This window comes from Nannocystis sp. RBIL2 (genome assembly GCF_026626745.1).
Lineage (GTDB): Bacteria > Myxococcota_A > Polyangia > Nannocystales > Nannocystaceae > Nannocystis.
In genome coordinates, this window is record NZ_JAPNJW010000001.1 from 3,240,195 (window position 1) to 3,266,678 (window position 26,484).

Genomic DNA, 26,484 nt, shown 5'->3' on the forward strand with positions numbered 1-26,484 from the left:
CGATGATGACCACCAACGACCAGAAGGGCCATTACTATCAAGCCGGCGATGAGTGGTTTGTGGATGCCCAGTTCATCCGCAACGCCTCGCGCGAGGCCGGTATCGTGGTGTGGGACTCCGGGGACGGCTATCAAATCACGAGCGCTGGGCAGGCGGCCCTTCACTGCCGGCCCGTACAGCGCGCCTTTCCGCAGCAGAGCGGTCCGGCCTTCTTCTGCGGAAAAGGGCCGGCGGACGGAAAACTGGTCGCCATGGCCGCTCGCTCCGGCAAAGTCGGGGTGCTCACGACGACTGACAGCCGCGCGAGCAAGGAGGATTGCGGCTGCAACTCGTGCAGCCGCGGAGACGCTTGCCCCTGCGGAAAGACCCCCGCGGGTGGCGACCAGCACGACGTGCTCGGTCACGTCATGCGTCTCATCATGAGCGAGAGCCTCGGCACTCTCCTCGCGCATCAAGATGGCACGAGTACGCTCTCTATCCATGTGCCGTACGAGGGTGTCGTAGCACCTGAATGGGCCGCGGGACGCTTTCACGATTGCATCCGCGAAGTCATGCACTTTCCGGACTTCGCTCCGGGCACCATGCTCGCGCATGTCCTGCTGCATGAGCGCCGCCCGACGATTCGGTGGTCCGCCATGCTCGATCGGCGTCGGGCGCACCTGCTTGAGGACCTTGTGCGTCGCGCAGCGTCTCTCGCCGCCCAGGCGTCCCGAGGCGCCCTCGTGCATCCGATTTCGCCTTCGCGCCGCAGCCCGGGCGCATTCGCGTGGGAGGCTGCTACCGAGGTCGCCGCGGACGCCGAGACCGGCACCTGCGAGATCTGCCCGTATGCGCTCGGCACCAACCTTCGTTGCCCTGCCTGCCGGACCTGGCAGCGCTCGCGGATTCTTCCGCCTGTCGCCGACCAGGAGCATCTGATCGCCAAGGTCCTGTACGAGCAGCACGATCTCGAACAACTGACCCGTGCGAGCCTCGACAGGCTTGCCGCGGCGGTGGCGCAGATCCTCGCCTCGAACAAGGTCGAGCCGCTCACCGATCTCTTCTTCCTCCGCCTGGAGCGCGCCGTACTCGCGGCAATCCGCGTCCTCGAGCTGCGGGTCACCGCCCGCGACACCGACGCCATCCTCGACGTCGTCGAAGCGCTCCTCTCTGAGCCCGGTATCCGGCTCGGCAGCCCGAAGGAGTCCCCATGACCGCCCATGCAGCCGACTTCCTCGACAAACTGCTCCCCGTCTGGCGCAGGATGTTGCCGCCCAACGTCTCGCCCCGATACTTCGACGGGTTCGTACGCAGGAACCGAAGCGCGCTCGAGGCCATGCTCGGCGAGTGGCTCGAGCGGCGCGCGCAGAAGAAGGCCGCCGCGAGCTCGCACGAGCTCCCGCCGGATCTCTGGACTCGGTCACAGCGCACTCGCGCCAACCTCGAGGCGATGCGCGTCGTCGCCAACCGGTCGCCGACCGAGATGACCGCGGACGAGCGGCGCGCCGTCCTCGCGTACTCCGGATGGGGCGGCCTGTCCATCAAGGACAACCACGACAAGTTCCCCAAGGATCTGGTCCCTGAGACCTTCGGCCTGATCCACGAGTATTACACGCCGACCGTCGTCGCCGAGGCGATCGCGGAGGTCGTCTGCCCCTTGCTCGCGCAGCTCGCCGGCAACGACGGCACCGTCCGCGCGCTCGAGCCGAGCGCCGGCATCGGCCGCCTCGTTCGCGCGATGGGCCCGCCGCGCTGCATCTTCCCCACCGCCGAAGTCAAGCGCGTGCAATGGACGACCGTAGAGTTCTCGCAGGTCTCGTCGCGCATGCTCGAAGCGACCTACCCGGCGGCGACCCACTTTCACATGCCATTCGAGCGGTGGATCCGTCTCCACGGTGCACGTCACACCGGCACGATCAACCTGATCCTCTCGAACCCGCCCTACGGCGACCGCGGCGAGTTCGCGCTCGAGGACACGGACGCCTTCTACCGCGAGAAGACGGCCTACACCTACTTCATGCGCCGGGCCCTCGATCTCCTCGTCCCTGGGGGTCTCGGCGTCTTCCTCGTCCCCGCGGGCTTCCTGAGCGGCGTCAGCAACCGGGCGATCCGCGAGAAGCTCCTGCGCCGCCACCACCTCGCCGGTGCCTACCGGCTCCCGAGCCACACCAAGGACCGCCGCGAATTCGTCCCCGGCGCGAATGTCGTCATGGACATTCTGTTCTGGCGCAGCCGCGGCGGTGAGCTCGCCGAGGTCGACACCGACGACCAGTTCATCCTCGACGGCAACTACTTCGTCGAGTTCCCGCAGCACCTCCTCGGCGTCGAGCAGGGCAGCTTCTCCGGAGACGACGAGGCCGGCACGGCGACGTCCTGGCGTTACCAGGTGATCGGCGACTTCGCCGGCCTCCCGCAGGTCACCGAGCGCCCGCTCTGCACCGCCTGCGTGCTCGGCCCGATCGTCCGCCGTGAAGCTCCCCAGTACCAGGCGCTCGCGCGCGCCGAAGAAGGTCTGCCGGACGACATCGGCGAGGACGTGCGCGGCGCGCTCCTCCTCGGCCGTCGCGTCGGCCGCTACCTCGCGGCTCTCGGCGCTGACGAGGCCGAGCGCGCCGCCCAGCTCTGGCCCGAGCTCCACGCGGCGCTGGAGTCTTTCACGGGCTCCTTCGGCAACCCCTGGCGCCACAAGCTCCTGCGCGAGCTCGCCGACAAGCGCGAGCTCGTCGCGGCCCAGCAGATCCTCGGCGCTTTCACCAAGACAGGCGAGATCGTCGCGGCTCTCAAGGCCCCGCCCGAGATCGAGCGGAAGTACACCGGCCGCCCCGACGACGTCATCGCGCAGGCCGAGCAGCTCTTCCGGCAGCACCGCGCCCTCTCTGTCGGCAAGCTCGAGGCGTTCCACAAGCAGGTCGGCGGCGAACTCGGTCGCGTCGAGATCGTCGACGCCTTGCTCTCCGCCGAGTGGAACCTCGAGGGCGACGGCTGGGATCAGCTCCTGCCCAAGGACGCCTACCTCACCGGCAATCAGCTTTGGGACAGGTACGACCGCGCCGCGGCCCGCGCCGTGCGAGGCGACGAGCAGGCCAAGATCCAGGCCCGCCGACTCCTCGACGCCATCAAGCCTGCTGTCTTCGAGGACATCCAGGACATCAACCCGCAGAACGTCTATGACGACCTCGAACTCCTCGCAGGCTGGCTCTCGGCGACCCTGAACAGCAAGTACGGGCCCGTGCGACTCGAGCGCCAGGGCGGCTTCGTCCAGGCGGTCGGCGTCGACTATGTCGACAGCAAGAACACGGTCGGGCTCTCCCCGGACACGCTCGCCTTCCTCGGCTACTACAACCACGACCCCTCTCTCTTTCAGCCGCCGCGGGAGAAGCGGGATCGCAACGACCCCCCGCCGAGCAAGGAAGAGCGCCAGGAGAACAAGAAACGCCTCGCCGAGCGGCGCATGGAGCTGGCCAATCAGTGGGCCAAGTCGTTCCGCGACTGGCTCGCCGCCGACGACGCCCGCAAGGACCGATTCGTCCACGCCTACAACCGGGCCACGCGCGGCCGCATCGTCCCGACCTTCACCCCGGAGCCGCTCGAGATCGCCCGCTGGGGCGCCCAGGCGCCCAAGCTGAAGGCCCACCAGATCACCGGCGCACGTCGCGTCCTCGCCGCGCGTGGCGGCCTCGTCGCCTTCGACGTCGGCGTGGGCAAGACCTACACCGCGCTGGCGATCATCGCCCGCGCTCGCCAGGAGGGCTGGGTCCGAAGGCCCGTCATCCTCGTCCCGGGCTCGCTCGTCTGGAAATGGCACGACGACATCCTCTGCACCTTGCCGGACTACCGCGTCGCAGTGATCGGCTCGAAGCGCAAGCGGATCTCCCGCGGTCGTCGCAAGGACGTCCTCACCTCGGAGACCGATACGCCGCAGGAGCGCGCCGCCAAGTGGATCGCGCTGCAGAGCGGCCAGGTCGACGTGGTCATCCTCAGCTTCGACGCGCTCGCGCGCACGCGGATGAACGAGAATGCCGTCCTCGACTACATCAGCAAGGTCGAGTCGGTCGAGCGGGCCATCGGGCTGCGCAAACGCAACCTCGAGGAGAAGGCCGAGAGCCGCAAGGGCCGCGACAAGATGAGCGAGCGCGAGCGGGCGCTGCTCGAGCACGGTGTCCGCGCGTGGGTCCGCGAGATCCTCACCTTGCCCGAGGGCTACGAATACGATCCCGGCGTCGCCTGGGACGAGCTCGGCATCGACATGCTCGTCATCGACGAGGCTGCGGCCTTCAAGAACCTCCACATGCCGCAGGCTCGCGAGGACGGCGTGCCGAAGTTCATGGGAGGCGGCGGCGAGGGCAGCGATCGTGCCTGGCAGGTCGACTTCCGCGCCGCAGCGGTGCGCAAGAGCACCGGTGGCGCCGGCATCGTGCTCCTGACCGCCACGCCGGCGAAGAACTCGCCGCTGGAGTTCTACAACCTGATCCAGTTCATCGACCCGACCGCCTTCACCAGCGCCGGCATCCACGATCCCGAGCAGTTCATCGATCGATTCTTGCGGATCGAATATCGCGAGGTCCTCGACTCCGCCTTTGACGTGACGATGAAACCGGCGGTTACTGGCTTCAAGAACCTCGACGACCTGCGCACGATCATTTTCACCTACGGTGAGTTCCGCACCGCCGCCGAGGTCAACCTCGAGCTCCCGAAGGCGGTAGTCGAGACGCTCACGATCGCCATGGACGAGGAGCAGGAGCGGCGCTACCGCAAGTACGTCGCGCAGATCGAGCACATCCTCGAGAACCCGAGCCCGGACGGTCCGAGCAACATCATCCTGGGCCTGCTCGCGCGCCTATCGCTGGTCGCGCTCCACGCCTCGCTCGAGGACGGCTACTCCTACGCGACCGCGCTCGAGGGCGGCATCGTCAGGAAGAAGGTCACGAACGCCGACGGCAGCGTCGAGCTTGTCGAGCTCCGCCTCCCGAAGCCGGCCTACGAGAGCCCCAAGCTGGTCGAGTGCGCCAAGCGAGTGGCCGCGAGCGCGCACTGCGGGCACATCATCTTCTGCGAGCCGACCACGGTGCATTTGTGGATGCGCGAGGTCCTCGTCAGCCACGGAGTGCCGCGCGAACGAATCGCCATCCTCAACGCCGAAGAGACCGCGCCGGCCGACCGGATCCGGATCGCCCGCGAGTTCAACGGCTTGGCTTCCGAAGCACCGGCACCGGGTACCTGCACCCGGCCGACCGACAGCAAGACGGCACCGAAGTACGACGTCATCATCGCCAACTCGGTCGCCTACGAGGGCGTCGACCTGCAAGTTCGGACCTGCACGATCCACCACCTCGACCTGCCGTGGACGCCCGCAGATCTCGAGCAACGCAACGGTCGGGCCGTCCGCCAGGGCAACACCCTCGGCACCGTGCAGATATTCTACTACTTCGCCGACGGTTCGACGGACGGCTACCGCTTCAGCCTCATCGACGGCAAGGCGACCTGGCTCGCGGACCTGATCAAGACTCAGGCGCGCGACACCAACAATCCCGCCGCGCAGCAGCAGCTCACGCCCGAGGACATCCTGCTGATGATCTCGCGCGACAAGGCCAAGACCAAGAAGCTCCTCGAGGACAAGAAGACGCGGCAGATCACCGAGGCCCGCGCGAAGATCGCCAAGGAGTCCGCGCGCCTGCTCCGCCAGGCAGCGGGCCGCTTCGCCGACGCGCGCCGCTCCACGGATCCGGAGCGAGCGGCCAAGCTGCGCGAGGAGGGTGAGCAGCGCCTCGCCGACCTCGAGCGCATGGACCCCGAGGCATGGCCGTGGGCGCCGTGGATGTACGCCGTCCGCGACAAGGACGTCCTGATCCCCGAGAACGGCGGCGCGCCAGTCTACGAGGGCCTGCGGATCGTCAAGCCACGCGCCGGCCACACCGACCAGTTCGAGCACCTCGAGTTCGGGCGCGTGACGAGCGACGAGCACGGCGACACCATCGGTCTCCGCGCAGCGGGCTCGCCGAGCTGGCAGGTCATCGCGTACAAGGACGGCCTCCTCGGGGGCGCGCCGCTCCAGCCCGAGCACTTCCCCCGCGAGGGCAGCCCCGCGTGGCCCGCGGACGACGACGTGACGACGGGTGAGGCCATCGAGAAGAAGATCGAGTCGTCGCTCCGCTACGGCAAGTTCGAGAACCTCGGCTGGCGCGGCGCCGCTGACGCCTGGCTCGACCGCTGGTGGCCGCGCTTCGCCGACACCATCGCCGACAAGATGGCAGGCGCCTACGCGCGGGAGAAGGCGCCCATCGTGCTGGATGGCAAGCTGGTCCTTGCGACAGGCGAGGCGCTCCGCGAGGGCTCGCTGCTCCCACCGACGCGCGCCGGCTGGCAACGCTTCCTCGAGCTCGCCCCGTCGAGCGGCGAGAACTTCACTGTCCTCAAGGACATCGGCCTCGCCTGGTGGGGCCGCAAGGTCCCGCAAGACCTGCTGTCGAAGGAGCGCAACCTCCTGCGGCAGCTCATCGTGCCGCGGCTGCTGGACGATGCCGGGTACCGCAACGCACGCGAGAACTCCGACGAGCAGAACGCCCGCATCGAGCACGACAGGGCGCTCGGCCGGGTGATGCTGGCTCTCTTCAGCGAGGACCACGAGGCGCACGGCCAGCTCTACCGCCGCTACGCCGACGACGAGTCGTTCCGCCGCTCGCTCAGCGAGCAGGCATTCGCCGCCACCTACTCCACGAGCGACAAGCCACGTCAGGGCGCTGGTGAGGCGGCGGGCGCCTCGGGCCTGCTCTCGAGCGAGAAGCTCGAGAGGCTACAGATACTCCTCGCCGCCGACCACGACGATGACAGCGAGGACGACCCCGAGCCGCCCGAAGACGTTGACCAGCGCGTGGTCGATAACCTGTTTCTTCAGCGCGCCGCGATGAACGACGCCCTCGTCATGGGCCGCGCGAGCAAGGCCGATCGCCAGAAGCAGATGGCGCAGGCCGAGCAGACGGTAGAGCGGATCACCCTCCTCCGCGCAGAAGCCAGTATCCTCCGACGTCGCGGCTACCGCGTCGTCCTCGAAGGCGGCACCGAGCAAACGTTCAACATCATCGCCCGGGACAGGAAGGTCCTGGCCGCGCGCGGTGGCAAGGTGTTCTTCGCGCCAGAGCTCGACGCCGAGGCAAAGGCGCGGATCGAGCGCGACCTGGGCAACGTGGGGCAAGCCGTACAAGCAATCATGCGCGAGGAGCGAAAGGCAGGCTCGCCGCTCGACGATAAGACCATACTGTCGATCTGGCGCCGTGCCCGTGCCATCGGCGTGGAGTCGTCCGATCAGACGCCGGCGCCCCAACCTCCTGAGCCCGAGGAGACCCCCCCCCGCGCAGATGCGGCGACGACCGCCAGATCGTCTCCCAGGAGCGACCCCGATCAAGTGCACGAGGAGGCGCGCACCGCGATCAGGGCGTTGGGCCTACCGGTCACACAACACGTCAAGTACCTCCGCCAGGTAGACGAGGCGATCGCCAGCGGCAAGAGCTACCAGCCGATCGTCGAGCGCGCCCGCAAAGCTGTCGAGAAGCTGAAGGGGCCGAACGGTAAGGCGGGTGGCCGCAGCGCAATCCGGCAGCCCGCGCGCCCTCGCCAGCCGGGCATCGACGTCGTGCTCGACGCATTCAACGCGGAGCCGCGCTGGCGCCTCTCACCGCTTCGTGGTCGGCCGAATGGGTATGTCCTCGCCGTGTACCCGGAGGGCGCGGGGCCTGATGATGCGGTCGCGGCGATCGACGTGCTCGATCTGAACGTGGACGAGGTCCGCTGGCTCGATGATCGGCTGGCCTCCGCGGAGCAGGACACGATCCTCGAGCGGGTCGAGCGCGCGCTCTGGGCCGCCTACGCGGCCGAACAGGACGATGAGGGGGACGACAAGGACGACGACAAGCCCGCGCCGCCGCCTTCGCCGCTCCAGGACCTCATCGCGCTCATGGAGCGGCGCACCATGGCGCTCGGGGCACGACCCGAGACAAGCAAGAGCCTCGGCCGCACGGACGGCTACCAGGAGATCGCCCGCGCGTTGCACGAGCTCGCGGGCCCCTCGGGGCTCAGCGCCGAGGAACTGCAGAACTGGCTCGAGTCGCAAGACTTGATGGAAGCTGGCGAGGTCGTCGCGCGCTCGCGGGTCGAGGCGATCCCCGTGCAGCGGCTCATGCAAGAGCTATGGGACAGCCTTCTCGATGCATTCAAGGTCGTCGAGGTCGACGAGGTCGACGGCGTCCTGCGCGTGCCCGACGAGGCAATCTTCGACATCAGCAATCACGAGACAATCCTCGAGAGGGTGCAAGAGGGCGACGTGTACTCGTTGCGCCGGCATCGACTCAAGGACGCAGTCCGCCAACTGCCAGACGAACAGGGCAGGGTCACGGTCTGGGACGTGAAGGGCGATCTACTCCCGGGTGTCCTCGTGCATCTTCGCGGCCGCAGCGAGCGCGCGCTGGAGGAGGTGTACAAGCGAGTCCGGGCTTTCCACCGCAACCTCGTCCACGCGCCGAAGACCCTCCAGGACGTCCGCGTGCTGCTCTACTGGACGGCGGCGATGCTCGACGCGCCGCTGTGCCAGGGCGACGTCAAGAGCCGGGCGAGCTCGGCCTTCGAGCAGGCGAAGGCGTACTACGACACAGCCCGGCGCCGGCTCATGGAGGGCCGCACCGTGGACGCGGTTAGGCGGATGCACGAGGCGCTGCGGCGGATCAGCGCCGCCGCGGCCGAGATCGCCCGGAGCTGCGGCGAGGGCCAGATCGACATCACCGTGACGTCGCCGCACCTGCCCGTCTCGTCCGAGGACAGGGCCGCGATCGAGGGCGGCGAAGTGGAGGTGAGACCATGACCGATGAAGAGTTCGTGCAGCGGACGCAGGAGCGTCTCGATCATCCACGGAGTGAGCAACGGCGCCTCCATGAGCAGTCGGCTACGACGCTGAGGTTCGACCTGCAACGCGGCATGCTCGCCGGCACGAGGAGGCGCTGACATGGCCCGCTCACCTGACTGGGAGAAGATCCCGATGGCCGGCGGGGCCGACAAGCCCGCGTGGCCGCTGCCGACCGTAACACCCAAATTCGCCACGTGGAGTCTCGGCGGCGGTCGTCCCTTCGGCTGCACCACGCAGACCTGCGAGCGGTGGCACGCCGGCGTCGACCTCACGAACGCGCAGAACGGCGCCCTCGTGATCGCGCCCGAGGACGGCATGATCGCCGGGCTCGACAAGGGCTGGACCGATGGCACTCGCGCCGTCTTCTTGCGCACGGACTCGGGCCTCTTCCTCGTGCTCGGTGGCGTCATCGCCGGGTCGCACAAAGAATTCGGCGTCGTCCACGGGCAGCGTGTCAAGAAGGGTGACAAGCTGGGACGGATTGCGGGCGGCTACGGCATGCTGCACCTTGAGGCGTACAAGGCCGAGCCGGCCCGCACCGCGAACTCGCGCTGGTGGAAGGACGATCCGCCGCCGACCGGTCTGCTGAATCCCACGAACTACATCGAGCGAATGGTCGGCGACAACATGTCGCTGCTCCAGACACGTCAGCGCCTCCAGGCGCTCGCCGACCTCGGCTTCTACAAGGGCGACGTCGGCGCCGCTTGGGGCCCCGCGGCGGTCGAGGCCCTCAAGGCCGCGCAGACGGCTCTCAAGATCGGCGTCGACGGTAAATGGGGCCCTGAGACCGAGGATGCGATCCAGAGCGCGCTGCAGGCCCAGCCCCCATGCGGTTCGTTGGAGGACTGCAACAGCGAATCTGTCGCTGAGGGCTCGCCCTCGAAATCGACGGACCTCTTCGTTTCGCTCAAGATCATCGGTGGCGTGGTCGCCGGCCTCACGCTCGCGGGTGTCGCCGCGGCGTTCATTATGAGTAGTTCTCAGTCAAGATGAGCCGCATACGCGGCGCAAGGAAGGAATCGAAATGGATCTCCAGATCGACGACATCATTCATACCCTGCGAACCACCATTCGAGAGCTCAAGGACCTCCGCGATAAGGCGGCCCCGGCGCCGCAGGTGGAGCATCCGCTCGACCTCTGGTTCGGCCTCGCACTCACGAAGCTCACCTCGTTCTCGAACATCCTGCGCACGGCTCAGCTCGCGCTGGCGAGCGACGTCGACCCTGCGGCGGTGCGGCAAGCGCTGCTCCAGCACATGCGCGACGGCGTCCAGGTCGAGGCCAGCCTGATGCAGAGCCTCATGCGCGCTGCGGGCCCGGTCGCCCACGCGAAGCCGGGGGTCGGAACCCGAGGGGCGACGAGCTCGTGCGCGGACGAAGAGGCCACGCCGGCGGAGCGCCCTGCCGACTCGCACCGCGACGGTTCGCGCGCCCCCGTGACGGGATCGACTTCGGCCGACGGCCTCTCCTGAAGGACGACCATGCACTTCGGCCTCACCAATGTCCGCGGCGGTCGCTACAACCTCGGCGCCCTGGTCATGGTGCGCGGCGAGCACTGCGTCGAGGTCATCGAACCGGGCGAGGCGCTCGCGTTCATCGTCGTCCGCGGGCAGATCCTCATCACCCGTCAGCGCGCGGGGGAGCCGGCGACTTTCAAGCTCGTCGCCACGCCCCGCGCCCCAATCCTTGTCGTCAACCCCGGCACGTATACCGTCGTCGCGGAGCAGAACACCCTCGGCTTGCGCGGTGCCCGGCACGCTCGAATGTAGGAGAAGACATGTCCCAACAGACACCCTCGTCCTCGGTGCAGAACATCCTCCACATGCTGGCCGCCGCTCGACGGCCCGCGCGACGCCAGGAATCGCCCACGAGCCCGGCGCCCGCCGCTGGCGCGGACCTGACAGCCCTACTCAGCGGGCCCTACGGGCCGCAGATCGCCGCGTTGCTCTCGGGCCAGACTCCGGTTGTGCCACCTCAGGCCCCGCACGCTGGCAGTGCGCCAGGTTTCGTCGGCGCGCCACATTCCTGGCCAATGCAGTCGCCTCCCTTCGGGGTCCACCCCGGCCCAGCAGCGCCTGTGCCCGCGCAGCAGCCGGTCACGCCGCAGATGGCGCCGCCATTCGGATTCATCGCACCGGTCTTCGTGCAACCTCAAGCTGCCAGTCAAGCCGGAAGAACACCTGCACAGGGGCAAGCGCAGGGGTACCCCTTCGCTCCACCGCCTTCGTTCGTCCCGACCGCCCCCGTCCAACCGCATCCCGCGCATTCACCCGGCGCTCAGCTCGTGGGGCAGCCAGGTCCGTCCATAGCCGCGGCGCCGGTCGCGGCGCAATTCCAGCATTCACCCGGAAACTCGAATGGCGGACCGCTCCTCGGGCCCTTCGCTGGCCACGCAACCCCGGAGCTCCCGTCGACCCCCACGCTGGCCGTCAATGGAGCTGCACCTACCTGGAGCGCTGGAGCTTTGTCCTTCGGGTCGGCTGCCCCGAGCCCTGTCGGTGCCCCTCGCGCCGGTGGAGCCGCCGTTTCACTCGCCGACGCGCCGCGATCCGGCGGCGACACGAACGGAGAGCGCCAGCTCGAGATGCTGAGTGCGCACATCGACGTCCTCATCGCGCAGCGGGACGGGCTCAGGACCTCGCTCTTGAGGGCAGCCTCGGCGCCGGCGCCTACGTCAGAGCCCGGCCGCCAGCACGCTGAGGTGCCGCCTGGCGTCGGGGCCCACCCGGCCGAGCAGGTAGCTGCCCTGCTCGAATCGCTACACGCCATCCTCCATGACCTCCAGGCCGAGCACCGCGCCGCACACCAGCGCCTGCAATCCGAGCATCGCGCCGAGCTTCAGCGTATCCAGGACGGGCACCGCGCCGAGCTCCAGCGCATCCACTCCGACCACCGCGCCGAGCTCCGCCGCCTGGTCGACGTCGTACAGGTGACGATACGAGACGATGCGACCCGTTTGGAAGAGCAGATCGCGCAGAGCGCCGCAGAGCAGCACCGAATCCTTCAGGCCGCACTGTGCGGCCTACACGACCTCTTCCGCCAAAAAATCTCAGGACCGCCACGCTCTCAGCCGGGCCCCGAGGCGCCACAACGTCGCCCCGAGTCACCGCCGAACGTGTCGGAAGAGTCAGATAGCCATGCAGTCGTCAGACTCACCCGTCCCGATCAAAGCACGAAGAGAGCGAACATCGACACCTCCTCTGGCGACGCCCGCGGCTCACCCCCGAGCGAACCTGCACATAGAATGTTTTGAGACCATTGGGTTCGAGGCGTGACTCGGCGCCGTTCGATCGACGGCGCTGCTGCCGCTGCATTGCTAAATCCCATGGGGGCACCCCCGGAAGATACGCGTCATGGCACAACCGACGACCCAAGATCCGCCGGGTCTCCTGGAAATGGAGACGAGCTCGCAGACCAAGAACTACCGCGCCGATCGCCTCAAGCTTTGGCAGCTTCTCCAGGCGAAGCACAAGGAGAGCCGCGAGACGGCGATCAAGCACGGCGCGACCGAGGCCGCTGCCGACGAGTACGGGTCACGCACGCTCCGCGGCGAGATCAACGTCTTCATCGACGAGCTCCTCACGCACACGCGCAAGCTCGAGGTCCTCAACTTCATCATGGCGGCGCCCCGCGAATGGGGCCTACGCGGCGAGCTGCTCCTCGGCGCCGATCCGCTGGTCCCGAGTCTCATCGCCCGCAGCTACCCCGTCGCCGCCTGGGTCGAAAAAGTCGACGCGCTCGACCTCGCCGTCGCCGCCGATGCCAAGAGCTGGCGGGCCTGGCTCGACACGCGCCTGGAGGCGCTCGGCGAAGCCGGCAGAGCCGCGAGCGAGCACGTGTTCGGTGCCGTCGAGCACATCGGCAAGGGCCTCGGCGAGGGCGTGGGCGCTGTCGGCCAGGGCATCGGCAAGGCGTTGATGATCGGCGTAGGCGTTCTCAGCCTCGGCGCCGTCGTCATCGGCGGTATCGTCGTTTTCCGGTCAACTCGGTGAGGGCGTGATGGTCCTGCTCGTCGTACTCGCGCGGCGCTGCGGAAGGACCAGACATGCCGCCAGATGGACGGCGTGGGCGATCTCAGGGGATGCGCGACGAGCGCGATGGTGCGCGGATGGCGGGGATCAACACGACAGCCGGATCGCGTGAGGCGGCTCTAAAGCTCCTCCAGGCGGCGCTCCCGCCTGTCTCCTACGTGCCCCAGATCGCATCCTTCTTCGGCCGCACCCCAAAAGCCCTGCGAAATGCCCTGGAGCGGGGCACCTTCCCTGCCGGCAGGATTATCGCCGGTAGGCGTTGCTGGACGCACGAAGATCTGGTGGGCTTGCTGGTGGCGACACAGCAACGGCCTTCGCACCCGAAGGCCGAACTCGTGAAGGTCAATACCAGACCAGCACCGCATAACCCCCAACGCGTCCAAGTCGACATGATGTTCGACTGCAAAGACCCCCGCAGCTCCAAAGATCGTCCCCTCCGGATCCAGAAGACGGCTCCGGCAGGCTACACCTTGGAGTCCGCCAAGGAGTGGGCGGACCAGAACGCGGAGCGGTTTCTTGCCGAGATCGTCGGCAAGACGATGAGGAAGGAGGCAGAAGGAGAAACCAGGCCCCAGCCCAAGGCCAAGCCCCAGCCCCAGCCCCAGCGAAAGGCTGAGCCCGAGCCCGAGACCACGAAGGCACTCACGCTCGCCGACATGTTCGTGCAAATGGAAGATCGGGTAATCCGGCACCAAGAGCCGACGACCCGGGATGCATGGAAGAGCATCTGGCACTGCCACCTGATGCCCAAGTTCGGCGAGATGCCGATCGGTCTCATCACCAAGACGCGAATCCTGGATTACCGCGAAGAGCTGCAGAAGCGGCATGCCGCATCGACGTGCAATCACATCATCGCCAAGCTGCAGGGGATCCTCAGCTACGCGGTCGAGAAGGAGAAGCTCGCCGCGGTGCCGAAGATTGGCCGCCTGAAGATCCCGAGCGCCGCGGAGAAGGACCCCTACACGGACGAAGAGATGCGACTGCTTCTCGCAGCCGCGGAGGGGGATGAGGTCGGAACCCTCGCCCTCCTGCTCAGCCTGGACGCCGGGCTGAGGCGGAACGAGATGCTCGCGCTGCGCTGGTGCGATGTCGATCTCAAGAACAACGAGATCCACGTCAAGCACTCGGCCCACCGGAGCGGGCTGAAGTGTACGAAAGGGAAGAAGGCCGTCTCCGTGCCCATGCGGGCACGGCTCAAGGCTGAGCTGGTGAAGGCGAGGGGGGATCGGAAGCTGACCGACCACGTCTTCCAGGGCGAGCGGAACGCCTGGATGTCCGAGAGCGCGTTCCGCAACTACATGCGCGCCCTGGCCGCCAAGGCCGGGGTCGAGTGGAGGGGCTTCCACAAGGGGAAGCACACCTTCATCACGCTCCTCCTGGAGAAGGGGGCGACCCTCAACGAGCTCCAGCTCTTGGCGCGCCACAAGCACGCCAGCACCACCGAGGGCTACATGCACGTCCGCAACGCCGCCAAGGCCATGCGCGCGGGCATCGCCCGGCTCGACGATCCGGAGCCCGATCCCGCGCCTGTCCCGGGGCCTGTTAAGTCCGTGTTGAGAATCGTTAAGTCATAGCCAAAGGGCGGTATCTCCTCGCCGGCAAGGAGATGCCCACCAGCTGTGGAACAAGTTCTGACCCATCCTCGCCAAAAGCCCCTCCGCTGCCAAAACGCCGCGGATCTCCACCCGGAGGGGCTTTGGCGAGATGGGCGACTTGCCACGGGTTGCCTCTGGGTGCCTCTGGTTGCCACAAATCTGCCCCAAAACCCGGACGATTTCGGGTAATCGTCTTGACCGGCGCTCTCTGCGCCACGCGGCCGCCTGTGTGCTCCAGCGCCTCCGGAGTCTGGAAGCCTCGATGCGGGCGAACGCGAGGCTGCTCGGCCGCCGGGATCGGGGCGAGGAACCGCTCCCACGCGTCGGGGAACAGGGCGACCCGCCGCCTTCCGACGTCTGCCACTAGGTGCAAACGTCGGGGCGATGACCTCAGACGGTCCGGACGGTGCCGCCGTCGATGATGAACTCGGCGCCGTGGATCGCGGCGGCGCGATCCGAGGCCAAGTAGGCAATGAGATCGGCAACCTCGTCGGGCTCGGCCGCACGCCCGATCGGGATCCCGCCCAGAGCATCAAGGACAACTTGCCGCGCCTCCTCGACCGTGCCGCCATTGGCGGCCTGCAGACGCTTCAGCAGGTCGACGGACGACTCGGTCATGATCCAGCCGGGGGAGACGGCGTTGACCCGCACGCCCTTCGGCCCCAGCTCCTTGGAGATCGACTTGCTGTAGGTCCTGAGCGCGGCCTTTGCGGCGGCGTAGCCAGTGGTCGATTCGGGAAGCGGCAGGATCGATTGGATAGACGTGATATGCACAATCGCGCCGGCACCCCGTTCCATCATCTGCGGAGCCAAGAGGCGATCAAGGCGGACCGTGGCCATAAGGTTCAGGTTCAGTTCGGCAAGCCAGTGCTCGTCCGTCAGGGCGAGAAAGCCGCCGCCCGGCGAGGCCGAGCCGCCGATCACGTGGGCGAGGATGTCGACGCCGCCCATACGCTCGAGCGCCGCCTTGGCCAGGGTCTCCCCGCCTTCGGCGGTCGTCAGATCCGCCCGGACGAACTCGACGCCGTCGATGGGCTCCAGGGTTCCGCGGGCTGCGGTGATCACCCGGGCGCCCCCGGCCAGGAAGCGGTCGACGGTGGCGCGGCCCAGACCCTTGCTGCCGCCGCTGATGAGCACACGCTTTCCAGCGAACTCCGTGGGATCAGTTTTGATGTTCATGTCGTGATCTCCAGTGCTTTGATGGCGTCGTTTTCGAGCGTGAAGCGATAGGTGAAGCGGATCGGACTGCCCTTGAAGTCGCCATGGGCAGGGCCTTCGACCACGACCAGACCGTCCTCCTGGCGAACGGCATCCGGCGTGAAGATCGCCTTGACGGCGATCACCTCGTCTTCAAACAAGGTTCGCAGCTCCGCGTGGCCCTCGTGACGTTTTCCGTTGTCCGAGAGGACCGCATCGGCCGCGAAAGGCTTCAGCATGCCGTCCACATCGAGCTCTGCGTTGGCCGCGACATAGGCGGCGATGGGTTTGGGGAGTGCGGGCGCCATGAGTATTCTCCTCTGCGTTGGTTCGCTTCGGAGAGACTAGTCTCGCCAAACTAAAAAAAAATACGCTGAATCGTGCATGCTATAGGTAGCCAGGCTAAACAATGCGTGACGACCTATCCGGGCTTCGGGCCCTCCTCTGCGTAGCCGAAAAGCGCAGCTTCCGGGCGGCGGCCGCCGAGCTGGGGGTAACGCCCTCTGCCGTGAGTCAGATCGTTCGCGCCCTCGAAGAGCGCGTCGGTGTGCGCCTGCTTCAACGAACCACACGCAACGTCGGCTTGACCGAGGCCGGTGAGCACTTCATCGCGCAGCTCAGGCCTGCATTCGACGGCATCGACGTCGCGTTCGAGTCGCTCAGGGCCATGAACGGCCGCCCGTCGGGTCTGTTGCGCCTGACGATGCTCCGAACCGGCTACAACGACGTCATCAAGCCGAAGCTCGCGGCCTTTCTCGCCGCGTACCCCGACATCCGAATCGACATCTGTCTCCAGGAGGCGCTGTCGAACATCGTAGCCGAAGGCTTCGACGCGGGGATACGCCTCGGCCACAGCCTCGATCGCGAGATGATCGCTGTTCGCGTTAGCCCGGACCAGCGCCTCGTGGTCGTCGGCTCACGGGACTACTTCGCGCGCCGAGGCAAGCCCACGCATCCGCGCGAGCTTCACGGGCACGAGTGCATTGGTCTGCGCATGTCGACGGGCGCAGTCGCCCGGTGGAAGTTCGTCGAGAGCGACAAGGAGTTGGAGCTGGCCGTCGACGGCCGCGTCGTGACCAACGATGGATCGGTATTGGTAGACGCCGCCGTCGAGGGCGTCGGCCTCGCGTACGTCTTCGAAGACATGGTGAGCGGGCTCGTGTCCGAGAAGCGACTCGTGCGGGTGCTCGACGGGTATTGCCCGCACATCCCGGGCTACTTTCTCTACTACCCGAGCCGGCTGAACCTCGCCCCCAAGCTTGAGGTGCTGATCGACTTTCTAAAGAAAGGTAGAGGGCGCGGCAAAAAGTACGCGTGACGGGGACCGTCGCGGCAAGGCGCGACCTGTATCGGCGCCACGGCGCGCCGATCGCGTTCCGCTACGTGGCGAAGCCGGTGAAGATGCTGGCGTGGCCGGCGTTGGTGATCCACCGCTTTTGGCCGGTGAGGCGCCAGCCGTTGCCGTCGCGCACCAGGCGGGTCTTCATCGACGCCACGTCGGAGGCGGCGACACCGTTCGACCCGCTGGACCTGGGCGGTGTTCGCCCTCGCGTGCGAGCGCGCCGCGCCCGAGCTGCGGATCAAGCTCGCCGCGACGGCCCCGCGATCGCCGACTGGAACGTGCGCGTGCCCGGCGACGGGCCGTGCCGGTGAGCGTCACTTTGCTGGCGCCGGGCCGGTGAACGGCGGCCTGCCCCATTGGCCTGCAGGCGGCCGCTCAGGAGTCGAGGCTTTACGCGCCCACGAGCATGCGGTGGCGACTGCAGGTCTCGTCATCGCCGGCAGCTTCGGCGAGCTCGGGCCACATGAGCGGACCGGGCAGCGTCCGGGCATAGGCGTCGAGGGCCGCTGCGGCGCGCGCGAGCTCGACTTCGGCCGGATAGACGATAAAGGCGCAGAGCCCCGGATGCTCGGCGCCTTCGGGCGAGACGATGCGATAGCCGGCACCGCTCTGGAGCTGGAGCGCGCCGCGGTGAGCCTCGACGACACGGCGCAGTCCAGCGAGCGCGGGCTCGCCGGGATGGACACCATCGATGCGAAACGCGAAGCAGCCCCCGCGCGCGAGCGTGGCGAGCTCGGCGTAAATCATGACGGGCGGGTCGGCTTCGTTCGGGCCTGGCGCGTCTTCGACGGCGAGGGTATCGAAAGCGACCCGATCGCCATAACGCTGCGGGTGCCGGAGCGAGGAGATCTGAAGCAGCTTCGCCGTGCAAGGGCCCGAGCGTCGGGCCCACAGATCCTGCAGCTCGCCGTCGGGGTGAACGACGCGGATCTTGCACAGCTCCCAGCATTCGTCGATCGGGCCAGCGTCGCCGGCGATCGTCATACCGAGCCGAGCGGCGCTGTCGCGGACCTTGTCCCACGCACCAAGCAGGGTGGCAGCGAGCATGCGTTCCCAGTGATGGCCGCCGCCGCCGAGATTGGGGTCGAGCGCGAGCACCTCGTCGATCAAGCGCAAGACCGCGGGCCAGTCGCGCTGCGCGCGGGCGTTGCTGGCGCGGAACAGGCGCGCGGCGACGGCGTCGCGCTCATCGGTGGCCAGCGCGACGAGGTGCTCGTTGCTGCCCGTGAAGTCGCCCTGGCGGGCGAGACGGCGGGCGCTGATCCACCGCCCGACGCGGCGCGAAGCGTCGTCGCCGGCGGCCAGCAGGCGCTCGCCGAGGGCGCGGTGGCGGTCGGACTCGCCAGCCGCCAGGTAGGCGTTCTCGAGCAGGCGGGCGACGTCCAGGTCGGGTCGTTCGGCGAGCAAGCGCTCGAGCAGCGCGGCCGACTCGCTGGCGAAGCCAAGGTCGAAGAGCGCGGCGGCGTGGCGACGGGCGAGCACGCGGTCGCCCAGGCGTGCGGCGCTGGCGGCGGCGCGGACTCGCAGGATGTCCTCGGGGTCCGACGGACGCGCGGCGATCGGCTGACTCTCGGCTATCTCGAGGGACAGACGCGCGCGGGCAAGGCGGTCGAGGCGGCCCAGCGGGCGACGCAGCTTGCTGGCGAGCCGCTCCATGGTGGCGACGTGGACGCGGGCGACCGCGGGCGACCTGCGGCGGCAGGCGAGCTCGACCGCCTCGGCTGCGATCTGAAACGGCCTGTCGAACGACCCCTGGGCCTCCAGGCGGGTGATGAAGCGCTGAAGCAGCCGATCGAGGGCGCGGTCGTTGGGCCGCGCGCCGATGGCGACGAGTTGGACCACGGCGTCGGTGTAGATCCCGTAGAGGGCGGAGATCGGGAGAATGTCCTCAGGGACAGGTACTTCCCGCATCGCGTCGTCGGTCCGACCCATTCGGGCGTAGATCCGGGCGAGGTCGATCCGCCGCGCCCGGCGGGTGTGGTCGTCGCCACGGCCATGGGCGATCGCCTCCTGACAGGCGACCAGCGCCTCTTCGACGCGACCGAGCTCGATGAGCGCGCCGATCCGCTGCGGCAGCAGCTCGTGGCGAGCTGGCGCCATCACCCGCCGTTGCTCGTCGAGAAAGTCGATGCACGCCTGAGAGGCACCCTGGTCGCGCAGGGCGCCGGCGAGCTCGTTGCTGATGCAGGCGTAGCACGGCCAGCTCGGGTCGATGCGCCTCAGGGCCTCGCGCGAGACGTCGATCCGCTCCGGCGCGTAGCCCGGGCCGTCGACCCAAGCGTAACAGGCGGCGAGATCCTGCACGGTGCATACGGCCTGGGGACAGCCACGGGCGGCCTCGCTGTGCGAGAAGTCGACGAGCGCGACGGCCTCCCCGAGGGCCATGTCCCCCTGCGCGCGGTAGAGGACGCGACTCTGCAGGTGCCAGTGGCGTACGAAGACCTCGACCCACGGGAGCCGAGCGGCGCGGGCCAGCGCGAGGGCGACGGGCGCGATGGCATCGACGCGATCGTGTCGATCGGAGGCGGCCGCGCGCGGGAGCTCGCGCATCAGTTCGGCCAGGCGCTGGTGCCCGGCGGCTCGCAGTTCGGGCTCAAGGTCGTCGATCCACTTCCAGATGTTCATGCGAACGCGCGCCCTCTCTAGGCCAGGCATGCCTCACCGTCAAGCGCCGACGCTCCCGGAGCGAGATCGCGGAGCCGTACGGCTGCGGGGCGCAGGGGATCGCGCCGTTATGCGGTTGTGGCCGCCACCGTTCCTTCCGGGTCAGGGGAGAGCCGACGCCGTTCGGCCCGCGTCGCTGGCCGCGCGGAGCCTCTTCAGGTCGCGAAGGGGCGGCGCGCCGAAGAGGCGGCGGTACTCGCGCGTGAACTGAGACGGATCGTTGTAGCCCACGCGAAACCCCGCGGTTGCGGTGTCGATGTCCTCCGCGACGAGGATCCGGCGCGCCTCGTGGAGCCGGAGCGTCTTTTGGTACTGGAGCGGGCTCATCCCGGTTACCGCTCGGAAGTGAGAGTGCAGCCCCGAGCGGCTCATCCCGATCCGCTTCGCGAGCTCGTCGACGCGCATCGTCTGCTCGAAGTGCTCGCGGAGCCACGCGATCGCTCGGGCGACGGGGTGGGTGCCACCCGTCCGGGTCTGGGAACTCCGAACCGGCGAACAACTGCTCGTGCTGGACGACCACGAGCACGCGGTCAAGACGGTGCGCTTCTCGCCGGACGGGAGGCGCCTGGCCTCCGCGTCCAGCACCGTCCGCCTGTGGGACGCCACGACCGGGCGCCGCCTCGCGGTGCTCCCGGGCGCGCTGGTCGTCGCGTGGTCGCCCGACGGCGACCAGTTGGTGTTCGCAGACGAGGATGATCCCACCGCGCTGTCCCTGTGGACATTGACTCACTGGCCCGCTCTTGAGCGTGCGGCCCATCGGGTAGCCGTCGCTATTAGGAGCACGCGGCGCCGCACCGAAAATGTTGCAGCGGATCGAGCACCCGGCCGGCGCCTGGGCTCGGCCGGGCGGTGTCACCGGTCGAGGCCTCGCTGTGGGTGCCTCCGCTGTCGGACGCCAAGGGGGCCTGCCTCGGTGCGCTGCGATCCGACACGCCCGGCATATCTCGCGCTTCGGGCAGCATTGCCCTGTCGGCCGACGGCCGCACCCTCTACACGGGCGACAGCGACGGCTGCGTGCATGCCTCGGACCTCGAGACCGGTTGCGGCGCTGGGCGAGTCGAGAGCGCCACAAGACGACCGTGAACGACCTCGCTGTTTCGCCCGACGGCGCCCGTCTGGCCTCCGCGGCGGGTGACGGGACGGTGCGTATCTGGGACGCTGAAGACGGTGAGGAGACGGGCCTCCTCTTCCACACGGCATCGGTCAACGCAGTGAGGTTCTCGCCGGACGGCGCGCGCCTGGCCTCCGCGGTGGAGGACGGCACGGTGTGGCTGTGGGACGGTCATGCCGAGAAGCCGCTCTGCATTCTCAAGGGCCACGAGTTTGAAGCCTTCGACGTGAGCTTCTCGCCGGATGGGGTTCACCTGGCGTCTTCATCGTGGGATCGCACGGTGCGGGTGTGGGACACCCGGAGCGGCGAGACCGTCCTCATCCTCGATGGGCACGCGGATCGTGTCCATTGCGCGAGCTATTCACCCGACGGAAACAAGTTGGCCGCTAGCTCCTTCGGAACGGTGAGAATCTGGGACACTCGCACAGGCCGGGCGCTCCACGTCCTCGACGCGCATCGACGGTGGGTCCTCGATGTGAAATTCTCGCCAAACGGCGCTCTCCTGGCTTCCGCGGCCGAGGACCGAACGATACGCATATGGGACGTCCGGACCGGCGCCTGTCTCGGGCGCTTCGTCCCCGGGGAGTACGTCCAGCAGGTCGTATGGTCCCCGAACAACGCGTTCCTGGTGTCGGTGCAGGGCGGCGGGGACGTCTTTTTCTGGGACACGCGCGCGCTCCTCACCGTGGACACCGTGCAATAGAAGCTGAACGGATCGCGGAGGGTCCAAGCGCAGGCGATTTCTCGACCTTCCAAGCGCGCGGGTACGGCGTTGGACGACAATGATTGTAGCGCTTCCCGAACTGCTCGAGGACCTGTCCAATTGCTGACGAGCTCGCGTGTCTCGTGCCCATGATGCCGGACGCGGCAACTCGCGGCGTATGCAGGGCACCGAGCGAATGTCCGACTAGCGACATGCGTCCGGATGACTGCATCGAGCATCATAGGTGCCCACGTCGCGGGGGCCTCGAGGTCGGCCTCCTCCCGCGATGCGCGACCTCCTCGGCGACAGGTTCAGTCACGGCGGCTCGATCCGTCCTGGGCCCGCGAGGTGAGTTCGTGGGCCGACGACTGTAGCGCGCACCCTCGTGCTCGGCGCGTATCACCGGTCGCACGAACGTCTGACACATGTACCGAAAGATCCGTCGTGGGGTAGGTCCGCGGCCCTGCACCGGCCGCCGGCTTGTGGCGCCGATGCATGTGGTCTATGACCCTTCGCATGCGAACAGTCGTGATCGAGGCGTTCGGGGGTCCCGAGGTTTTGAAGCTGGTGGAGCGGCCGCAGCCGCAGCCCGGCAAGGGCGAGGTCCGGATCCGCGTACACGCGGCCACGGTCAACCCGACCGACCTGCTGCTGCGCTCGGGGGAGATCGCACGGCTGGTGCCGAAGCTGCCGCCGTTCCCCTACACGCCGGGCATGGACGCGGCCGGAGTGATCGACGCGGTCGGGCCGGAGGGTGACGGGCGGCTCAAGGTCGGCGATCGCGTCGTCGCCGTGGTCATGCCGCTCGGCCCGCACGGGGGCGCGTACGCCGAGCAGCTCGTCGTGCCCGCGGCCTCGGTCGTGCCGGTGCCCGCGGGCGCCGACATGCCCGCCGCGTCGACGCTGCTGATGAACGCGCTCACCGTGCGGCTCGCGCTCGACGCTCTGGCCCTGCGCCCCGGCCAGACCCTGGCGGTCACCGGCGCGGCCGGGGCCATCGGCGGCTACGCGATCCAGCTGGCGAAGGCCGACGACCTGCGGGTCATCGTCGACGCCTCCGTCACCGACCACGCGCTGGTGCAGTCGCTCGGCGCCGACATCGTCCTCGAGCGTGGCGACGACCTCGCGCACAAGCTCCGCGAGGTCGCCGCGGACGGTGTCGACGCGGTGATCGACGCCGCGATGCTGCACGAGCGCATCCTCCCGGCGATCAAGGACGGCGGCGGGATCGCCACGGTGCGCGGCTGGAGCGGCCCGACCGAGCGCGGCATCGTGGCCCACCCGATCTTCGTGACCACCGGCCTCACCGACACCGCCAAGCTCGACCGCCTGCGCCAGCAAGCCGAGGACGGCGTGCTCACGCTGCGCGTCGCGCGGGTGTTCCCCGCGGCCGAGGCCGCCGAGGCCCACCGCGTGCTCGAGGCCGGCGGCCTGCGCGGTCGCCCGGTGCTCGACTTCACGTGAGCGCAACGCCCCGCGTCGGCTCGTGCGGGAGGCAATGACCGAGCCAGCCAAGAGGCGACGCTGGATGCTCCCTCCCCCGGGATGGACCCTGAGCATCTGCGAATGTGAGGCCCGCGTGGGCGGCCCGTTGAATGTGGCTTGGAAGAACGACGACGCCGATCCGGTCATGACTCTCCAGGGCGTGTTCACGGAGGCCGTCCCGCACGAGCGCGCCCCCGCGGGAAATGACGAGCTGCGACGCCGGTTCGTCGAGCGCGATCGCTACACGGCCGGTGTCCAGGTAGTCCCATCCGCGCGGCTGGGCCGCCGCGCGACCAGCACTGCACGACGCCGGCGTCCAGCACTGTGCAGTACCGGCGACGCCAGTCCCCACGCCCACGAGGTTGCGTGACAGATCGGCGAGACGCGCGAGTGGTATCCCTCGCCGACGAGGTCCTGAGCTGGTCATGCTCGCGGATGGAGATGCCCGGTAGGACCTGGTGGAAAGGTCAGGGCGTGGGGAGCTGGCAGAGGCCGACGTCGATGTTGAAGGGGGCGGCGTCGGCGGGGTCGTCATACCAGGGGACACACTCCTGGCCCTTGCCAGGACAGGTGTTCGGCTCATCGACGTCGCAGAACGGGAGGCAAGCACCTGGCTTTCTGCGATCGCCGCGTTTGGGTAAATCTCACCGACCACAAGTACCACATGAACGACATGGTGTCTTCATACGAGACCGGCGTACACACGGCCCACCTCGCTCGGGACGTTGATGGTAAGGGGGGCTGGTACCCCGGCCCTACGGGCTACTGCAGGGCGGAAGAATCTATGGGAGACTGGAACGATAAAGTCAGCTCGATCTTCGTTGAATAATGGATCGCGCCTGCAGGCCGGCGCTGCCGCGCGCGACCCGCTCACCAAGTGGGCGAGATGCCTACCGAACCTGCACGCCTCGTCGTGACGTCCTTGGCCTGCAGACCGGCCGGGTGGCCGCCCACTGGACGGCCGCCACGGGGCGAGCGCACCTTGCGCCGGCGCCGGTGGGCGTCCTTGTTCCACAAGGACGTTCGACGACGCAGTTCGGAGAGAGAGCCGATCCGGAGACGCCCGAGGCACTCACGTGACCATAAGCTGGCCTCGTTCTCAGCAGGGTTGAGCCAACTCCCGTGCTTGGGAGTGTAGTGGACGGTAAAGCGACTCCAGAGCTCACGCCCCGCATCACCGCCGAAGGTCGTGCACAACGAGTTCTCGCGGTGCGTGTTGAGATTGTCCATGACGAGGTGAATCGTCCGCGCCGAACGATATCGTTGAGCTATTCTGCGGAGAGCCTGCGCGAACTGCTTCGCCGTGCGGTTCGGCGTCGCATAGGTCAGGTGGCGCCCTGCCTTGGGCTCGACGATGCAGAAGACATTTGCGGTTCCGCGCCGCACGTATTCATAGTCCTGGCAGGCCATGCGGCCAGGTGAGGCTGGTCGGCCAGGACGAGCGGGATCTCGAAGTACGACCGGCCGTTCATCGAGCGCGACGACCGGCTCCGACGCGTCGGCCGGTTGCGCCAGGGTGTCGAGGACGTCGTCCATCCGCGCGACTTCTGCTCCGGCGTGAATGCTCTTCGCTTCTTCTTGCTCATGCCCTTCAACCCTCTCTACTCCCGACTCATCGAGGATGTCCACCAGAGCGGGGCAGCTTCACTTCCAGATCCGCTCCGTGAGCCGCTCCCGAGCTTTTCGTCGCAACAGCTCTCGGTCCTCGTCCTTGAGCTTGAGTCCGGGGAACCGGGGCCGTGGCTTCTGCAGAGCAGCTCGATTCGGACGTGCCTGATCCCCCGCGATGCGTGGTCGCTGTGAACAACGTGGTAAACTTCGTAGACAGTGTGCTTTCTTGGGGGGTCTTCTATCGCCACCTTTTGTGTCGAACGAGTATTCGAGGGGGGAGTGACCCCTCTCCAAGGGACATCTACGACAGCCTGAAAGCAGTAGAGACGGCACGTTTACACCCCATGCGCGCCGTCTTCCGGTGCGAAAACGACGCAAATTCATTAACATTACCCCGGGGGACATGACGTCGAAAGACAAGCTAGCACTTGGGCTGGTTGAGATGAAACTCTCGGATGCGGAGCCCGAAGATGGCGAGCTCGCGGGCGAGTAGTACGACCACGGCCTGGCGCTCCCCGTCGGCGCGCGATGCGGGTGATCGAGCTTCACCTCGAGGCCCTCGCCGAGCCCGTCCCCTCGCACCAGCAGCTTGCACTCGACCTCGCCGACGCCGCGAACGATGGCTCTGGCGAGGGGTCGAAGCGTCGTCGAGGCCGCGCCGCCTCGGGTGGGCCAACCTCCTCGCCCGGGTCTTCGCTATCGACATCACGCGGTGCCGCAAGTGCGGCGGCCGCATGCGCGTCCTCGAGGTGGTCTCGGACCCCGACGACATCGTCCGTGTCCTCCACGGTGCGCGAGCCCCACCGCGACCGCCCCGGCCCGCTCCTCCGGGGCAGGTCTTGCTGTTCACCGGTTGACCGCGCCGGCCTCCAGCGCCGCTCCTGCTGTTCACCGGTTGACCGCGCCGGCCTCCAGCGCCGCGCTCGGCCTCCCTTGTCGTGGCCTCCAGCGCCGCTCCTGCTGTTCACCGGTTGACCGCGCCGGCCTCCAGCGCCGCGCTCGGCCTCCCTTGTCGTTTGCCCGACGAGGAGTTCGTCTCGGCGTGCCCCTTGTCGTTTGCCCGACGAGGAGTCCGTCTCGGCGTGCCCGCCGGGCCCAGGTTCACGATACCTGCCGACCGAGAGCTCTGTAGAGCTTCACGATACCTGCCGACCGAGAGCTCTGTAGAGCTGTTCGAGGTCGAGCATCGTGGTTCACGAACTGACCCTGCTCCGTGGACCTCCAAGCGTTCTCGTACTCGACACTTCGACGAAATTCCCCTTCGAACCGCTGACCCTGCGACCCTGCTCCGTGGACCTCCAAGCGTTCTCGTACTCGACACTTCGACGAAATTCCCCCTTCGAACCGCTTAAGCGCCTGTTCTTCGGCCTGCGCGCGTTGCGGCCGCAAGACACGGAGGCGCTCGTGCCGCCGGTGGCGGTCGGCAGCCTCGCGGACGAGACCCGGACCGCAGTGCACGGTCAGGTCACCGAGCTCTTCGGCAACAAGTTCGTCCTGGCTGACCCGACCGGCCGGGCGCTGATCGAGACCGGCCGCGCCGGTGGGGGCGGCGAGCTCGTCGCCGTCGGCGAGACCGTGACAGTCCAGGGCCGCTTCGCCCACGGCTTCCTGCACGCCGAGGTGCTGATCCACGAAGACGGTCGCGTCGAGGAGCTGCACCCCCGCACCCCGCAAAGCACGGCCCGAGGCGCCACGGCCCGCACACGTAGGACCCCGGCCCAGCCTGCCCCGGCCCCCGATAGAGCCTCTGCTCCGCGGCCACAGCCCGATCGTGGCCGCCCCCGCCCTTCTTCAACCGCCGCCTCGGCGACGAAGACCCCACGTGGAGCTCCACTCCAGAGCACGAGCCGCTCGTTGGCCACGGCGCCGCTCGCCGC

The 26,484-nt window shown here is 68.1% G+C and carries 18 protein-coding genes and 2 pseudogenes; 12 read left to right on the top strand and 8 right to left on the bottom strand.

What is annotated here, in order from left to right; genetic code table 11:
• Positions 1-2: 2 nt before the first annotated feature.
• The 6 genes from OV090_RS12635 to OV090_RS12660 are packed head-to-tail and all read left to right on the top strand — an operon-like array spanning position 3 to position 10,637.
• Positions 3-1,193, top strand: a complete 1,191-nt coding sequence (locus tag OV090_RS12635) for a hypothetical protein (protein ID WP_267703858.1) — start codon at positions 3-5, stop codon at positions 1,191-1,193.
• Positions 1,190-8,827 carry an SNF2-related protein gene (locus OV090_RS12640; protein WP_267703859.1) on the top strand — a complete coding sequence of 2,546 codons (7,638 nt, stop codon included), beginning with the start codon at positions 1,190-1,192 and terminating at the stop codon, positions 8,825-8,827. The genes OV090_RS12635 and OV090_RS12640 overlap by 4 nt, the downstream gene beginning before the upstream one ends.
• Complete coding sequence (locus OV090_RS12645) at positions 8,824-8,967, top strand: hypothetical protein (RefSeq protein ID WP_267703860.1); 144 nt, start codon at positions 8,824-8,826, stop codon at positions 8,965-8,967. The genes OV090_RS12640 and OV090_RS12645 overlap by 4 nt, the downstream gene beginning before the upstream one ends.
• A gap of 1 nt (position 8,968) precedes the next feature.
• Entirely contained in the window at positions 8,969-9,862 is an 894-nt protein-coding gene (locus tag OV090_RS12650) for a peptidoglycan-binding protein (RefSeq protein WP_267703861.1), read from the top strand.
• A gap of 31 nt (positions 9,863-9,893) precedes the next feature.
• Positions 9,894-10,340, top strand: a complete 447-nt coding sequence (locus OV090_RS12655) for a hypothetical protein (protein ID WP_267703862.1) — start codon at positions 9,894-9,896, stop codon at positions 10,338-10,340.
• Positions 10,341-10,349: 9 nt separating this feature from the next.
• A complete protein-coding gene (locus tag OV090_RS12660) occupies positions 10,350-10,637 on the top strand; it encodes a hypothetical protein (RefSeq protein WP_267703863.1) in 288 nt (95 codons plus the stop codon).
• A gap of 989 nt (positions 10,638-11,626) precedes the next feature.
• On the opposite strand, the gene OV090_RS12665 is transcribed toward OV090_RS12660, so the two are convergent.
• A complete protein-coding gene (locus tag OV090_RS12665; protein WP_267703864.1) occupies positions 11,627-11,863 on the bottom strand; it encodes a hypothetical protein in 237 nt (78 codons plus the stop codon).
• A gap of 358 nt (positions 11,864-12,221) precedes the next feature.
• Here OV090_RS12665 and OV090_RS12670 point away from each other — a divergent pair, with 358 nt between their 5' ends.
• A complete protein-coding gene (locus OV090_RS12670; protein ID WP_267703865.1) occupies positions 12,222-12,860 on the top strand; it encodes a hypothetical protein in 639 nt (212 codons plus the stop codon).
• A gap of 116 nt (positions 12,861-12,976) precedes the next feature.
• Positions 12,977-14,473, top strand: a complete 1,497-nt coding sequence (locus OV090_RS12675) for a tyrosine-type recombinase/integrase (protein WP_267703866.1) — start codon at positions 12,977-12,979, stop codon at positions 14,471-14,473.
• A 411-nt stretch (positions 14,474-14,884) separates the two neighbouring features.
• Here the strand turns inward: OV090_RS12675 and OV090_RS12680 are convergent, their stop codons facing one another.
• Together OV090_RS12680 and OV090_RS12685 are read right to left on the bottom strand one after the other, a co-directional pair.
• Positions 14,885-15,673 carry an SDR family oxidoreductase gene (locus OV090_RS12680; protein ID WP_267703867.1) on the bottom strand — a complete coding sequence of 263 codons (789 nt, stop codon included), beginning with the start codon at positions 15,671-15,673 and terminating at the stop codon, positions 14,885-14,887.
• Entirely contained in the window at positions 15,670-15,999 is a 330-nt protein-coding gene (locus OV090_RS12685) for a nuclear transport factor 2 family protein (RefSeq protein ID WP_267703579.1), read from the bottom strand. Before OV090_RS12685 ends, OV090_RS12680 begins: the two co-directional genes overlap by 4 nt.
• A gap of 101 nt (positions 16,000-16,100) precedes the next feature.
• On the opposite strand from OV090_RS12685, the gene OV090_RS12690 reads away from it, so the two are divergent.
• Complete coding sequence (locus OV090_RS12690; protein ID WP_267703578.1) at positions 16,101-17,009, top strand: LysR family transcriptional regulator; 909 nt, start codon at positions 16,101-16,103, stop codon at positions 17,007-17,009.
• A gap of 70 nt (positions 17,010-17,079) precedes the next feature.
• On the opposite strand, the pseudogene OV090_RS12695 reads toward OV090_RS12690, so the two are convergent.
• Together OV090_RS12695 and OV090_RS12700 are read right to left on the bottom strand one after the other, a co-directional pair.
• Positions 17,080-17,199 (bottom strand): annotated as a pseudogene (locus OV090_RS12695) (acyl-CoA dehydrogenase family protein); the annotation flags it as partial.
• Positions 17,200-17,423: 224 nt separating this feature from the next.
• Entirely contained in the window at positions 17,424-18,689 is a 1,266-nt protein-coding gene (locus OV090_RS12700) for a hypothetical protein (RefSeq protein WP_267703869.1), read from the bottom strand.
• A 9-nt stretch (positions 18,690-18,698) separates the two neighbouring features.
• Between OV090_RS12700 and OV090_RS12705 the strand changes: the two genes are divergently transcribed.
• Positions 18,699-19,679, top strand: a complete 981-nt coding sequence (locus OV090_RS12705; RefSeq protein WP_267703870.1) for a hypothetical protein — start codon at positions 18,699-18,701, stop codon at positions 19,677-19,679.
• Positions 19,680-19,799: 120 nt separating this feature from the next.
• On the opposite strand, the pseudogene OV090_RS12710 reads toward OV090_RS12705, so the two are convergent.
• A pseudogene (locus OV090_RS12710) lies at positions 19,800-20,156 on the bottom strand (AraC family transcriptional regulator); the annotation flags it as partial.
• A 341-nt stretch (positions 20,157-20,497) separates the two neighbouring features.
• On the opposite strand from OV090_RS12710, the gene OV090_RS12715 reads away from it, so the two are divergent.
• Together OV090_RS12715 and OV090_RS12720 are read left to right on the top strand one after the other, a co-directional pair.
• Positions 20,498-21,511 (top strand): WD40 repeat domain-containing protein, encoded by a 1,014-nt coding sequence (locus OV090_RS12715; protein WP_267703872.1) that lies wholly within the window; start codon positions 20,498-20,500, stop codon positions 21,509-21,511.
• Between the two features lie 516 nt (positions 21,512-22,027).
• Positions 22,028-22,975 (top strand): NADP-dependent oxidoreductase, encoded by a 948-nt coding sequence (locus OV090_RS12720; protein ID WP_267703873.1) that lies wholly within the window; start codon positions 22,028-22,030, stop codon positions 22,973-22,975.
• A gap of 891 nt (positions 22,976-23,866) precedes the next feature.
• On the opposite strand, the gene OV090_RS12725 is transcribed toward OV090_RS12720, so the two are convergent.
• Both OV090_RS12725 and OV090_RS12730 read right to left on the bottom strand, forming a co-directional pair.
• Positions 23,867-24,625, bottom strand: coding sequence for an IS630 family transposase (locus OV090_RS12725; RefSeq protein WP_267703874.1), 759 nt, complete (start codon positions 24,623-24,625; stop codon positions 23,867-23,869).
• A 1,083-nt stretch (positions 24,626-25,708) separates the two neighbouring features.
• Positions 25,709-26,266, bottom strand: a complete 558-nt coding sequence (locus OV090_RS12730; RefSeq protein ID WP_267703875.1) for a hypothetical protein — start codon at positions 26,264-26,266, stop codon at positions 25,709-25,711.
• Positions 26,267-26,484 lie beyond the last annotated feature (218 nt).

Coding starts and splice junctions, on each gene's coding strand:
- OV090_RS12655 (WP_267703862.1), top strand. CDS start 9,894: ATGGATCTCCAGATCGACGACATCATTCATACCCTGCGAACCACCATT.
- OV090_RS12685 (WP_267703579.1), bottom strand. CDS start 15,999: ATGGCGCCCGCACTCCCCAAACCCATCGCCGCCTATGTCGCGGCCAAC.
- OV090_RS12660 (WP_267703863.1), top strand. CDS start 10,350: ATGCACTTCGGCCTCACCAATGTCCGCGGCGGTCGCTACAACCTCGGC.
- OV090_RS12650 (WP_267703861.1), top strand. CDS start 8,969: ATGGCCCGCTCACCTGACTGGGAGAAGATCCCGATGGCCGGCGGGGCC.
- OV090_RS12690 (WP_267703578.1), top strand. CDS start 16,101: ATGCGTGACGACCTATCCGGGCTTCGGGCCCTCCTCTGCGTAGCCGAA.
- OV090_RS12720 (WP_267703873.1), top strand. CDS start 22,028: ATGCGAACAGTCGTGATCGAGGCGTTCGGGGGTCCCGAGGTTTTGAAG.
- OV090_RS12675 (WP_267703866.1), top strand. CDS start 12,977: ATGGCGGGGATCAACACGACAGCCGGATCGCGTGAGGCGGCTCTAAAG.
- OV090_RS12715 (WP_267703872.1), top strand. CDS start 20,498: ATGTTGCAGCGGATCGAGCACCCGGCCGGCGCCTGGGCTCGGCCGGGC.
- OV090_RS12680 (WP_267703867.1), bottom strand. CDS start 15,673: ATGAACATCAAAACTGATCCCACGGAGTTCGCTGGAAAGCGTGTGCTC.
- OV090_RS12635 (WP_267703858.1), top strand. CDS start 3: ATGATGACCACCAACGACCAGAAGGGCCATTACTATCAAGCCGGCGAT.
- OV090_RS12640 (WP_267703859.1), top strand. CDS start 1,190: ATGACCGCCCATGCAGCCGACTTCCTCGACAAACTGCTCCCCGTCTGG.
- OV090_RS12700 (WP_267703869.1), bottom strand. CDS start 18,689: ATGGAGCGGCTCGCCAGCAAGCTGCGTCGCCCGCTGGGCCGCCTCGAC.
- OV090_RS12670 (WP_267703865.1), top strand. CDS start 12,222: ATGGCACAACCGACGACCCAAGATCCGCCGGGTCTCCTGGAAATGGAG.
- OV090_RS12645 (WP_267703860.1), top strand. CDS start 8,824: ATGACCGATGAAGAGTTCGTGCAGCGGACGCAGGAGCGTCTCGATCAT.